The organism is Bradyrhizobium sp. Leo114 (genome assembly GCF_055229415.2).
The window spans coordinates 129,920-141,880 of record NZ_JBUYEN020000012.1 but is presented as its reverse complement, the minus strand read 5'-3'; the positions used below and the strand labels follow the sequence as shown (position 1 = coordinate 141,880).

The following is an 11,961-nucleotide window of genomic DNA, read 5'->3' as shown; positions in this document are numbered from 1 at the left end:
CACTCTAGTTTACCCCTTCCATCGAGCGTAGAGTGCACATCCAGTAGAGGGCATGATGAAAACCACCTTTCTTTCAACACTGATCCTTGCACTTTCGACGAGCGCCACCTTCGCACAACAGCCCGCGCAGTGCCGAAACTTTGAGGCGACAATTGCGCTTCAGATGACCAAAGAAGGTTGCTTAAGTCAGATCGACCTTTGCACAGTCGGAACAGTCATGAGCAACGAGACCGCTCTAAGCGGCGCAACTTGGTTTTTCACGGCGCACGGAATGGCCGAAACGGCTGGACTGCCCTCTTTGCCCAAAACACTGCAATCTTACGCCGGAACGGTAGTAGTCACGGCAAAAGGGGGAACATTCACGACCACCAATGCTGGCATGTACGACACCGAGTCTCAGGCCTTCAGCCAACTGGATAAGATCGTCAAAGGAACTGATCGATTCAGCAACTCCACCGGCCGGCTCATTTTTCTCACCGGCATCGGTCGTCAAGGCGGCGGATTTGATTCGCATGCTCGCGGCGAGTTGTGCGTGAACGAGTAACCGGACGGGTCCGGTAAACTGAGTTGGAGATGGACCACACAGCACCAGGATTGCGCAGGCGACATGGGAAGCCCCTCTGTTGGCGGTCTCCAAGTCGTCCTTAATCTTAGAAACGCCGTCGCCGGTATAGATCTGGCGACGGCTCATCGTGAGTAGTTCCAGCATCACCTACAAAGTGGAGCCGGTACTGAGTGTACGGGCGGTGAGAGCCTCCAAAGACACTACCTTACGCGGGCTCCCGTTCGGTGCAGCTCACGATCCCGCCGAATATCGTCCGGAGTAAGGGGCGGACTGGCCACGTCAAAGCCGGTCCAGTCCGACTGTCGCCAGGCTGCGCTCCTCCGCCGATGGTCGACTGAAGACTGGTCGAGCAGGTGCCACTGATCGACATTCATACGCAACTAGAGCAGCTCATCATGAACGCGAGCATAGCGTTCGATGCTCATCTGGTCGGATCAGGTCGCGAACTTCCAACGGTAGCCGGAATTTTGTACTCGCCGCGGAGTTCATCCCACAGGGCCGTGTCGCTGACGAGCACGACGTGGTACTCACCGCGGCCCGTAATCCCGGCATATTTGCCCGTGCCACCAGTGAACTCGAAGGTACCGCGGAACTCTTTCGGCTTCGCGTCTTTCAGGACGTACTTGGCAAAGACCTTAGATCCATCGGCCTCTGTGAAGGTCTTGTGGCCGCCGCTGGAAGTGCCAGCATCCGTTAGATCAACCACCTGATAGCGGGCTTTGTCGAGGAAGGTCTTGCCGTCGGCGTTGAACACGGCGCCGTCGTATTCGGTGACCGACACCGTATGGTCAGCCCGGTCTTCCACCTTCACGCTCTTGCTGGACAGGGCGACCAGAACGGCTCGACCAAACCATTGGCCCGCTTCTTCTGCCGCGGCCGGGACAGCGGCCGTCGGGACTGCCAAAGCAAGCACAACACAACCCGAAATCCACAATGAATGGAGATGATACCTCATGGTTTCCTCCCAGATAGGTTGCGGGTACACGTCGTCGAGCAAAGACCTCCACTTTTGAATTTCCAATGCGTCTATTGGACGCGTGATCTCCATGCATCAATGGTCTGCCGTACTGACCTAGCTCTTTGCGAGCGCCGGGCGCCGATACTTCCTATGGACGTGCAACTGCGACGGTCAGAGCGCGCTAATGTAGATCGTGCAGCCCTCTGTCAAGCAGATGCGAGCAGCTCGCCGGTTTCGAATTGATCGAGCAATCGATGAACATCCGACGAATCTTTTGGTTGGCTCGGGCAAGTCACGAGCTTCCATTCTTCCGCTTCTGTGAAGGGTTTCGGATGCCGGCCGCTTGAGGGAGGGCGCGGCGTATTCGGCGGCCGGCGTCCGAAAGCCTCCAAGGAAGGAAACCGCGCGTGAGAAACGTAAGGCGGTGCGGCAGGCGTTATGGGGATTTGAGCGCCGCGGGCGAGCTCGTTGATTGAGATCGAGTCGGCCCAACGAGTTGCGCGACGGTGAAGTCGCTGACGAATGCGCGGCGGATGGCCTTGAACTCGACAAGTTGTCCGACGATTTGCGACGGCTGGTGGATATCTGGGCGCGCTCTGCCGTGGCCGGTCGAGGGCCAGCGAGCGCGGCGAGCGGATTTGCGGGATTGCGGCACGGTCAAGAGGTGTCGATCCTGATGTGGTTCGTTGGAGCTGTCGGCCGATGCCGTGGCATTGCACCGCGCGCGAAGACTTCGATGATGATCATGCGACCGCCGCAGCATGGACAAGCCGGCTTGCTGGGATCGACGGCGGCCGCGGTGGGCCGACCTTCAGGTTTTGCAATGGCAAGCAGCTCACGGGCGCGTGCGATGTTGCCGGCGCAAGCGCCTTTGGCGAACAGGCCGTAGTGGCGGATGCGATGCAAGCCCTTGGGCAGCACGTGGATGAGGAAGCGGCGGATGAACTCGAAGGTCTCGAGTGTCATCTGCTTGTATCGATCGCGGCCCGCGACGCGGTAGTCCTTCCACTTGAAGGCGACGTCCTGCTGGTCGCAGGCGATCAAGCGACTGTTGGCGATGGCGACGCGGTGGGTATAGCGCGACAGATAAGCCAGCACTGCCTCTGGCCCACCGAACGGCCGCTTGGCGTAGACAACCCATTCGGCCTTGCGCAGCGGTGCGAGATAAGCCGCGAAGGATTGCGCCTCGGCGAGATGGGCGTGATCGCCGAAGAAGCTCAGGCGGCCGGCCTGGTGGGCCGCGACGAGCTTCTCCTGGAACACTCGCCGGAACAGGCGGGAGAGTACGCGCACGGGCAGGAAGAAGCCCGGCCGGCAGGACACCCAGCGCTGGCCGTCAGGCGAGATGCCGCCGCCCGGCACGATCATGTGCACATGGGGATGATGGGTCAGCGCCGAGCCCCAGGTGTGCAGCACGGAGGTGATGCCGATCCTGGCCCCCAGATGCTTCGGATCGGCGGCGATCGTCAGCATGGTCTCGGCCGAGACCTTGAACAGCAGGTCGTAGAGGACGGCCTTGTTCTGGTAGGCGATGTCGGCGATGGCCGCAGGCAGCGTGAACACGACATGATAGTACGGCACCGGCAATAGGTCGGCTTCGCGGTCGGCGAGCCAGTCCTTGGCGGCGGCGCCCTGACACTTCGGGCAGTGCCGGTTGCGGCAGGAGTTGTAGGCGATGGTCGTATAGGCGCAGTCCGCGCAGCGCGCGACATGGCCGCCGAGGGCCGCCGTGCGGCAGCGCTCGATCGCCGACATCACCTTCATCTGGTCGAGGCTGACATGGCCGGCATGGGATTGACGCCATGCCGGGCCATGGTTGCGGAAGATGTCCGCAACCTCCAAGGCTGGGCGCGACACGCGTGCGTCAGCCGGGCGGCCGGATCTCCTTGAGCTTGAGCGCGATGTGCTCCAACGGGCTCATGACCTCGCTGATCGTCTTGGTGGCGACGCGGGTATAGAGCGCCGTGGTGTCGAGCTTGGCGTGACCGAGCAGCACCTGGATGACGCGGACGTCGATGTTCTGCTCCAAGAGGTGGGTGGCGAAGCTGTGCCGCAAGGTGTGCAGCGAGACGCGCTTGTTGATCTCGGCCATCTGGGCGGCGGCGTGACAGGCGCGATTGAGCTGGCGTGTGGTCATCGGCTGGGCCGGATCGCGGCCCGGGAACAGCCAGCCCTGCGGCCGCGCCGCCTTCCACCAGGCCCGCAGCAACTCAAGCAGGTGTGGCGACAGCATGACGTTACGGTCCTTGCCGCCCTTGCCCTGCTCGACGCGGATGATCATGCGCTTGCTGTCGATGTCGGCGACCTTGAGCGAAACCACCTCGGCAGCGCGCAGGCCGGCGCCATAGGCCACGCTCAGCGCCGCCTTGTACTTCAGCCCCGGCGCGGCAGCGAGCAGCCGCGCCACCTCCTCGACGCTGAGCACCACCGGCAGCCTGCGCGGCTCGTGAACGACATGGGTGTGCTCGACAATCTCGTGGCGCTTCAGCGTGACCTTGAAAAAGAACCGAGGGTCGAGACGGTCTGATTGATGGTCGGCACGCCAACGCCGCTCGCCGCCAGATGCAGCTGGTAGCGCCGCACGTCCTCGAAGCTCGCCGTATCGGGCGAGCGCCCGAGAAACGCCGCGAAGTTCTTGACCCTTTGCACGTAGTCATGTTGGGTCTTCGGGGCCAACTTGCGGATCGTCATGTCTTCGATCATGCGCCGGCGCAACGGGCTCATTGCCTCGTCGGTCATGGGGATGCTCCTGTCTTGGGTGAGGTTGTTGCAACCCCTCAATCTCAAGACAGGACGCCCCTTGGCGCTATCGGCTTGGCCACCCTGTTTGCCGCAGCGGCCTACCGCGCGAGCGGTTTAGTCCCGTGGCCCTTCAGTGACATGCCAACGGCCTCTGACGATGTCCGTTCATCGGGCTAGACCGGAAGCGACCGACCGATGGCCAAAACGACGTTGATGCCGAGTAGGCCCGGGGAATTTCACCCCGAGCCTCTCACAGATTCCGTACGTGAACCTCTCGATTCATACGGCTCGTGCCATCGCATGAAGGCTGCCGCCTTCCATTGACGATCGAGTTCCTCCCAATGCTGGTTGACCCGATCCAATGGCGATGACCTGCCCCCTTCGCTCCACGGGCATTACTCCGCTTCATCGCTAATACGAGGCAGTCCGCCCCTCTCCGGCGCATCGGTACTTTCGACCTTGCGGTGGTAGCCGCTTGTGTCTTTTCCCTTGGCATCGCCGGCCAGGTTCTCACGTTCCGTACGACAGCCTGGTCGAGCTTCGCGCCGCCTACATGCCGGATGTCGCTCGGGCAGTCTCAGGCATCCCCCGAGCTGATCCCGGAGGAAGGGTCACCCCCCGGTTCTGACATCGCCTAATCCGCTTTCGACACTTCTGCAGCGGTTCGCTTGCGCTCGCCTCTCTCGACCGTGCCTGCCGGGATCTTGTCCCGACGTTTCCGCAACGTTCACCACCATCGCTTTTGGCGACAGCAGCTTGCGGTGGCTTGAGATCGGCACCTGATTGCCGAACCCGAAGGGCCCTCCTTCATCTCTCGTACAGTTGCGCATCGCCGCGTGGACTGGCGATGCTCGTGACACAAGACCCGAAGCGGACGTGCCTCAGAAGATGAAAACTGGCGGACTTTTCCGGTCTCGATTCCAAATATTTCCGGAATTTTACGCACTCCGTTTCAAGCCGTGGCGATAAACGTTCGTTAGCCTGCGGGCTAATGTTTGTGGCAACTCGGGCAGCAGGCTTGTCATGCGTCACGGAGGAATTTGAGAGCCGCCATGTTCTTGCTCGACGACACTCACATTGCGACGTTGTACACGTTCCCATTTCTAGTCGGCCTCGCACTGCCCGGGTGGCCTTCGCTTATCATTGCCGGTTTCGCTGCTCTTGCCTCCGCCGCTTACGCGAAGGCGACGGCAGGTGGCGGGCTCGCGTCGGCTCTCGCTCTGCTCTTCGTCTTGACCGCTGTCGGCGGCCTATGCTGTGGATTGCTCACTCGCGCGGCGACGCTGTGGATCGCGCCTTTGAGCCGACATCCCTATCGGTTCATGGCAGTCGCCATGATCGGCTATATCTTGCCACCCGTCGCCTTTTCGGGGCCTGCAGAGACCGTCGCATGGCTCAAGCGGCCCTCCCAGCGAGTTTGCGCCGCAGCCGTCTATCGCGTGACGTCGGCGAACATGATGTTGCAAATAAGGGCAACACCGGTGTTTGCCGTCGATGAGTTGGGCGCGACGGGTTCGACTTACGTTCGCCATCTCGGCTTCGGTAGCGAGCGTGGTCTCAAGGAACTCTGCGGGCGCGAACTCCGAGACAATCAAGTGATCGGGCCGGTCGCGGTTAACCTGTATCCTTGGATGTTCGGCAGCTCGCATGTGCAGAGTTGGGCGGCGGCAACCTGCACGTCGGCGGCCGATAAGACGCTTATCCTCGTGTGCCTCCTAGCTGACAAGACGCATCCAGCACGGAGGATGGAACGCGCCACGATTTACGGCTCCGAGATGGACGCCGCCATCCTGCGCGGCGGCAACTTCGCGATAGAAGAGCGGCTACATCAGCGTCTAATCGAAAGCAGCGAGCCTTTCGTGCTAGTCTGCGAAGGCGATGAAGCATCTACCGCCGACGCAGCGCTCTTCTGCGGTGCGCAAGAAGTCATTGCTAACGGACTACGCATCAAGTTTCTGTTTCACACGAACGGCGCGCGGTTGAATGCAGATTCCGACGCGATCAGGGTGTATTTGCGCGAACTGGTCGCAAGCCTATCTGCTAACACGTCCTCATAGATGATCGAACCACGTCGTCTGTTGGCCCGACGCAGGCGAGCCGGCTGGTCTCAAACAGGTCCGGTTATTGGGGCGAAGCTGCCGTCCTATTGCTAAGCACAAAATGATGCGATTGACCCATAGCAGAACTGTTGCCGAGCGTAGCAACGCCCCCAATGTGGACAAAGTTTGCAGTCCATGCTTGAGTTCATGTCCTTTCGGGGAGGCGGCTGTGTGCTGCAAGGTATTTCGTTGCTTCGCCACGTTTTGTTGTCTCGCTGCCGCGCCGGCAACCGCCGAGGAGGCCGGTCCGCCGGCGCTAACTTACTCTCCCTGGACTAAGTTCTGTGTGAACGAAACCTGCTTTGTCGGCAGGGATGGCCGCTATGCTGACTGTGCACCAGTTGTCACGGCTGTGTTCATTGAGCGAAACGGAGACACCCAAAAGACGTTGCACGTTACCCTGCCGACCCGAGTGAGCTTTGAGCGCGGTGTCCGTATCATCATCGATCAGAGCAAGCCAATCGAGCGGCCCTATGTCCGCTGCCTTGCTAGTGGCTGCATGGCCCACTATGACGCTGGAGCGGAACTGATCGATCAGCTCAAGCAAGGGCGAATGCTTGTTCTCGAGACGGTCGACAAAGCCAATTCGCCGATCAGACTAGGCCGTGAACCCATAAATCTGCCGGACGGGCGGCTTGCGAGGTCCGCTATGCCCCGATAGGCGACTTATCGTTGCACAGCAGCGAAGCGACGCGATGGACCCCAAACGGAAGTCGCGCAACAAGGCATATGCCAAGTGGTACGTCGGTTCAGCATGACGTCCTGCGCGGAGCATTGCTGTTAACGCATGCGCCGCCGCCAATCGCTCGGCGTTTCACCGGTCAGCTTCCTGAACGCCGCGGCGAAGGCCGTCTGGGAGGCATAGCCAAGCGCCGCGGCGACCGAGACGACCGACTCGTCGGTGTCGCGCAGCATATTCATGGCCTGCTCGAGGCGGTGCTGGCGCAGCCAGGCATGCGGCGAAAGCCCGGTACTCTCCTTGAAGGCACGACAGAAGTGGAAGCGCGACAGGCCAGCATCGGAAGCCAGGGCATCGAGGGAGACGTCGGCGTCGCTGCCCGAGCGCAAGCGTTCGATGGCACGGAGCAGGACCTTCGGCGACAGCCCACCCATGGTCGGCCGGGACGTGGTTGGCGAGCCGGCGTGTGCAGCCAGGAGGCGCGTGGCCAGCAGGTCCGTCAGCTGATGCCTGAACAGGGTATCCAGGGCCCCATTGCCCTCCATGACATCCACCGCGCTCAACAGCAATCGGGATGTAAAGGGGTCGGGATGCGCCGTTCGCTCCATGAGATCGACCGGTGTGGAGATATCGGCTTCGTCGGCAACGCGCCTCAGCGTTGCGTGAGGAAGATAGAGCTGGACGACATCAACAGGTTTCGGAATATCCCATCGGGAGCTTGATCCTTCCGGAATGATGATCACAACCCCGGGACGAAACGTTCCAATCGCGACCGATCTTCCTGACCGCCGCTCCATGCGCTGCATCATACCGTTGTAAGCCATGATGACGTGATGGGCCATTGGCGCGACGACGTCGTGCAGTGGTTCATGTTTCCAGTGGGCGATCCCGGCACCGGAGGCGTCCAATGCCATGTGAAACGGTTCGGTCCCGAGCACACGGGCCATCTCCGCATCGGCACGACGCCCATCGGCAACGGACACGCCGCTCTGACGGCCCTCAGATATGGCGGGCGGGTGCTCCTGCAACGGATCGCGCAGGATCGGCTTATTCATGATCCAATACCAAAGTTGCGGTGGCGATGGAGCCCTCGCCGCGATGGCGCGAGCAAGTAGGTGGGGCGGTCGCTGACCTGATGGCGGAACTTACCTCAGCAAACTCCTCACGTAAACCTGACGGATAGTGTGATCTACCCGCTACGGTGAAGCGGAAGAACACATAATTGGCCGAGCTATCCGCAGAACCTGCGAAATCCCGAGCGATTGGCGGAGGCGTTAGCAGCAATCGCTCTTTAGCGACGGCAAACGCTCTGGGGCAGCGGCACGCCAGGTTCGCTAGAGATCGTCGTGCCCGCGCTGAGAGAGCGACACACGAACTCAAGGGACCGATCCTATGACCTCCGTCACCACCAACGATGGCGTCCAGATTTTCTATAAGGACTGGGGGCCGAAATCCGCCCAGCCGATCGTTTTTCACCACGGCTGGCCGCTGACCGCCGACGACTGGGATAACCAGATGCTCTTCTTCGTCAGCAAGGGTTACCGTGTCATCGCCCATGATCGCCGGGGTCATGGCCGTTCGATGCAGGTGAGTGACGGCCACGATATGGATCACTACGCAGCCGATGTCGCGGCCGTCGTAGAGCACCTCGATCTTCGGAATGCCATTCACATCGGTCATTCCACGGGCGGCGGCGAGGCCACGCGCTACGTTGCACGCCATGGCAGAAATCGCGTGGCCAAGCTGGTCCTGATCGGTGCGGTGCCGCCGCTGATGTTGAAGACAGAGGCGAATCCGGCTGGCTTGCCCATCGAAGTGTTCGATGGCCTACGCCAGCAGCTCGCCGCCAACAGGGCGCAGTTCTACCAAGACTTCGCGAGCGGTCCATTCTATGGCTATAACCGCCCGGGCGCAGAAGCATCGCAGGCCGTCATCTGGAATTGGGGGCGCCAGAGCATGATGGGCAGTGCCAAGGCCCACTATGACGGCATCAAAGCCTTCTCGGAAACGGACTTCACCGAGGATCTGAAGAGCATCACCGTGCCCACGCTCGTCCTGCATGGCGGTGACGACCAGATCGTACCCGTCAACGACTCGGCATCCCTGTCGGCGAAGCTACTGAAGCACAGCACTCTGAAAATCTACGACCTGCTGCCGCACGGCCTGTGCACGACACATGCCGACATCATCAACGCCGAGCTTCTCTCCTTCATCTCAGCCTAGTCGGCATCGACGTCAAGAACAGCGGGAGACAAAAAATGACCTGGAAGAACCTCGTCGCCCCCCTTGCAATCAGATCGCGGCCGAGAGCCGTCGCCTCTGCGGTCATCTACGGGCTGTCGCTGGCCGTTCGCTTCACTTCAGCGGCGGGTGAAGAGGTGGAGATTCCACCGCAAGCCGCGCAACGGGCGCACCCGCTGATTTCCATCATGCCCAGGGACGGCTCCCGTCTTCCCCACCAGGAGTGGGGCGCAAACCCCGCGCAACCGATCCTCTTTCGCCACGGCTGGCCGCGCTGGTCGCCGCCCGGCTGCGTCGCCCCTTAAGAACCAGATCTCGTTTCACCGCTTCGCGTCGTCGTCGGTCGCTGCCGCCCATCTGGGGCAGCGCCGGTAACGCGCGGACTTTTGGAAGCCAAAACCACAGGAGCAAATGACATGCGATTAGTCATCATCGGCGCCGGCTTTGCCGGCATGTATGCTGCACTTTCCGCCGCCCGCCTGCGCGACATCCGGGGCGTCTCGCCCGAGGAGCTCGAGATCGCGCTGGTCGCCCCCGATCCGACGCTGGTGGTGCGCCCGCGCCTTTACGAAGCGAAGCCCGAGACGTTGACTGCGCCTCTGCTCGATGTGCTCAAGGCGATCGACGTCGCCTACGTGCAGGGCAGCGCCGAGACGATCGACACCAAGTCTCGGATGGTGCAGATCGCCACAGCCAAAGGTACACGCAAGTCGCTCTCCTACGACCGGCTGGTCGTGGCCACCGGCAGCCAGCTGTTCCGCCCGAATATTCCGGGCCTTGCCGAGCACGGCTTCAGTGTTGACTCGCTCGATGACGCAATCGCGCTCGACAAGCATCTACACAGCCTGGCCGGGCGGCCGGCCATCAAGGGGCGCGATACGGTCGTCGTCGCCGGCGGCGGCTTCACAGGTATCGAGGCGGCGACCGAGCTGCCGACGCGCTTGCGCGAAATCCTTGGCACGGACGCAAGGACGCGCGTGATCATCGTCGACCGCAACAGTGCGATCGCTCCCGACATGGGCGAAGGCCCTCGCCCATTAATCGAGGAAGCATTGCGCAAGCTCGACGTAGAGACCCGGCTCGGGGCCGGTGTCGCCTCCCTCGACAATTCAGGCGTCACCCTGTCGACCGGCGAACACATCGAAACCGAGACGGTGGTCTGGGCGGCCGGCATGCGCGCCGCGCCGTTGACGGCGCAGATTCCCTCCGAGCGCGACAATTTCGGCCGGCTGTTGGTGGATCGCGATCTGCGCGTGCCGGGTGTCGCCGGCGTCTTCGCCACAGGCGATGCTGCGCGGGCCGCATGCGACGACGACGGCAACTACGCGCTGATGTCCTGCCAGCACGCCACCCGGATGGGCGCCTTTGCCGGCAACAATGCCGCCGCCGAACTCCTGGGCGTTCCGACCAGGCGGTATCACCAGAAGGCGTACGTCACCTGCCTCGACCTCGGCGAAGCCGGCGCGCTTTTCACGCGCGGCTGGGAGCGCAAGGTCGAGATGGTCGGCGACGTCGCCAAGAAGACCAAGCAGGAGATCAACACTGTCTGGATCTACCCGCCCCGCGCCGAGCGCGCCGCGGCGCTCGCGTCGGCCGATCCGGAGCGTGTGACCGACCTCTAGACGCCCCAAGCAATGGCGGCCGCGCTCCCCTGGTCCGCGGCCTGCTCAACCAAATCCCGACAGACCAAGACCAACCAAGCGCCTTTACCATAAAACAGGAGACAGACATGAACGTGCACAACACCTCATACCCCGCGACATCCAAACCCGAAGAGCTCGTCCCGTCGCGCTACGCGCTGAAGGTCGGCGACATCGACGTGCTGGTGGTCAGCGATGGCGTGCTCCCGCTCCCGACCCAAATGTTGGGACACAACGCCGACCCGGCCGACCGCGCGGCCTGGCTGAAAGACATGTTCCTGCCGCAGGACGCGTTCGATTGGGCGCTGAACGTGGTCGTGGTGCGGAGCGGCGGCAAGACCATCCTCATTGACGCTGGACTAGGGTCCGATCCGGACTTGAACCTGCCGCGGGCCGGCCAGTTGATCAAGCGACTGGAGGCCGCCGGCATCGATCTTGGGTCCGTCACAGACTTGGTGTTGACCCACATGCACATGGACCACATTGGCGGGCTGCTCGTCGAGGGGGTGAAGGAGCGGCTGCGTAAAGACCTGCGGATCCACGTGGCGGCCGCCGAGGTCAAGTTCTGGGAGTCGCCCGATTTCTCCCACACCTCCATGCCGCAGGGCTTCCCGGATGCGCTCCGGTCGGCCGCCAGGCGGTTCGTGAGCGAGTACGGTAGCAACCTGCGGACGTTCGATGAGGAGCACGAGATTGCGCCGGGCGTGGTCGCCCGTCGCACCGGCGGTCACACCCCCGGGCACAGCGTGGTCCGCGTGGCGTCCGGCGGTGACGGGCTGACGTTCGCCGGCGACGCCGTGTTTACCGTCGGGTTCGAGCAGCCCGACTGGCACAACGGTTTCGAACACGATCCCGAAGAGGCGGCGCGCGTTCGGGTCCGTCTTTTGCGGGAGCTGGCTAAGAACGGCGAGATGCTGGTGGCCACTCACCTGCCTTTCCCGTCCATCGGACGGGTGGCGGCCGACGGCGACGCCTTCCGTTTCGTGCCGGTCTTCTGGGACTACTGACCGCTCGTTGGGTTAAGGCCGACCCAGGGC

Annotated in this window: 10 protein-coding genes and 1 pseudogene; 7 read left to right on the top strand and 4 right to left on the bottom strand. The window is 62.2% G+C overall.

Annotation, left to right across the window (positions count from 1 at the left end; genetic code table 11):
- Positions 1 to 55 precede the first annotated feature (55 nt).
- Positions 56 to 544: a hypothetical protein gene (locus ACZIRK_RS17060; protein ID WP_130231878.1), complete on the top strand. Its 489-nt coding sequence runs from the start codon at positions 56 to 58 to the stop codon at positions 542 to 544.
- Positions 545 to 986: 442 nt separating this feature from the next.
- Here the strand turns inward: ACZIRK_RS17060 and ACZIRK_RS17055 are convergent, their stop codons facing one another.
- From ACZIRK_RS17055 to ACZIRK_RS17045, 3 genes and pseudogenes are all read right to left on the bottom strand, one after another.
- Positions 987 to 1,520 carry a hypothetical protein gene (locus ACZIRK_RS17055; RefSeq protein ID WP_463327775.1) on the bottom strand — a complete coding sequence of 178 codons (534 nt, stop codon included), beginning with the start codon at positions 1,518 to 1,520 and terminating at the stop codon, positions 987 to 989.
- Between the two features lie 660 nt (positions 1,521 to 2,180).
- On the bottom strand, positions 2,181 to 3,380 hold the full coding sequence (locus ACZIRK_RS17050) for an IS91 family transposase (RefSeq protein WP_463327774.1): 1,200 nt from the start codon (positions 3,378 to 3,380) through the stop codon (positions 2,181 to 2,183).
- A gap of 7 nt (positions 3,381 to 3,387) precedes the next feature.
- Positions 3,388 to 4,262 (bottom strand): annotated as a pseudogene (locus ACZIRK_RS17045) (tyrosine-type recombinase/integrase).
- Between the two features lie 1,055 nt (positions 4,263 to 5,317).
- On the opposite strand from ACZIRK_RS17045, the gene ACZIRK_RS17040 reads away from it, so the two are divergent.
- Together ACZIRK_RS17040 and ACZIRK_RS17035 are read left to right on the top strand one after the other, a co-directional pair.
- A complete protein-coding gene (locus ACZIRK_RS17040; RefSeq protein ID WP_130229648.1) occupies positions 5,318 to 6,322 on the top strand; it encodes a hypothetical protein in 1,005 nt (334 codons plus the stop codon).
- Between the two features lie 103 nt (positions 6,323 to 6,425).
- Entirely contained in the window at positions 6,426 to 7,025 is a 600-nt protein-coding gene (locus ACZIRK_RS17035; RefSeq protein WP_463327773.1) for an invasion associated locus B family protein, read from the top strand.
- A gap of 119 nt (positions 7,026 to 7,144) precedes the next feature.
- Here ACZIRK_RS17035 and ACZIRK_RS17030 read toward each other — a convergent pair whose 3' ends face one another.
- Entirely contained in the window at positions 7,145 to 8,098 is a 954-nt protein-coding gene (locus ACZIRK_RS17030; protein WP_130229650.1) for a helix-turn-helix transcriptional regulator, read from the bottom strand.
- 337 nt (positions 8,099 to 8,435) lie between these two features.
- Between ACZIRK_RS17030 and ACZIRK_RS17025 the strand changes: the two genes are divergently transcribed.
- From ACZIRK_RS17025 to ACZIRK_RS17010, 4 genes are all read left to right on the top strand, one after another.
- Positions 8,436 to 9,266 (top strand): alpha/beta fold hydrolase, encoded by an 831-nt coding sequence (locus ACZIRK_RS17025; RefSeq protein WP_130229651.1) that lies wholly within the window; start codon positions 8,436 to 8,438, stop codon positions 9,264 to 9,266.
- A 35-nt stretch (positions 9,267 to 9,301) separates the two neighbouring features.
- On the top strand, positions 9,302 to 9,589 hold the full coding sequence (locus ACZIRK_RS17020; RefSeq protein ID WP_130229652.1) for a hypothetical protein: 288 nt from the start codon (positions 9,302 to 9,304) through the stop codon (positions 9,587 to 9,589).
- A gap of 111 nt (positions 9,590 to 9,700) precedes the next feature.
- A complete protein-coding gene (locus ACZIRK_RS17015; protein ID WP_463327772.1) occupies positions 9,701 to 10,906 on the top strand; it encodes an NAD(P)/FAD-dependent oxidoreductase in 1,206 nt (401 codons plus the stop codon).
- Between the two features lie 107 nt (positions 10,907 to 11,013).
- A complete protein-coding gene (locus tag ACZIRK_RS17010) occupies positions 11,014 to 11,931 on the top strand; it encodes an MBL fold metallo-hydrolase (protein WP_165435547.1) in 918 nt (305 codons plus the stop codon).
- The last annotated feature ends 30 nt before the right edge of the window (positions 11,932 to 11,961 follow it).

Coding starts and splice junctions, on each gene's coding strand:
- ACZIRK_RS17060 (WP_130231878.1), top strand. CDS start 56: ATGAAAACCACCTTTCTTTCAACACTGATCCTTGCACTTTCGACGAGC.
- ACZIRK_RS17055 (WP_463327775.1), bottom strand. CDS start 1,520: ATGAGGTATCATCTCCATTCATTGTGGATTTCGGGTTGTGTTGTGCTT.
- ACZIRK_RS17040 (WP_130229648.1), top strand. CDS start 5,318: ATGTTCTTGCTCGACGACACTCACATTGCGACGTTGTACACGTTCCCA.
- ACZIRK_RS17035 (WP_463327773.1), top strand. CDS start 6,426: ATGATGCGATTGACCCATAGCAGAACTGTTGCCGAGCGTAGCAACGCC.
- ACZIRK_RS17030 (WP_130229650.1), bottom strand. CDS start 8,098: ATGAATAAGCCGATCCTGCGCGATCCGTTGCAGGAGCACCCGCCCGCC.
- ACZIRK_RS17025 (WP_130229651.1), top strand. CDS start 8,436: ATGACCTCCGTCACCACCAACGATGGCGTCCAGATTTTCTATAAGGAC.
- ACZIRK_RS17020 (WP_130229652.1), top strand. CDS start 9,302: ATGACCTGGAAGAACCTCGTCGCCCCCCTTGCAATCAGATCGCGGCCG.
- ACZIRK_RS17015 (WP_463327772.1), top strand. CDS start 9,701: ATGCGATTAGTCATCATCGGCGCCGGCTTTGCCGGCATGTATGCTGCA.
- ACZIRK_RS17010 (WP_165435547.1), top strand. CDS start 11,014: ATGAACGTGCACAACACCTCATACCCCGCGACATCCAAACCCGAAGAG.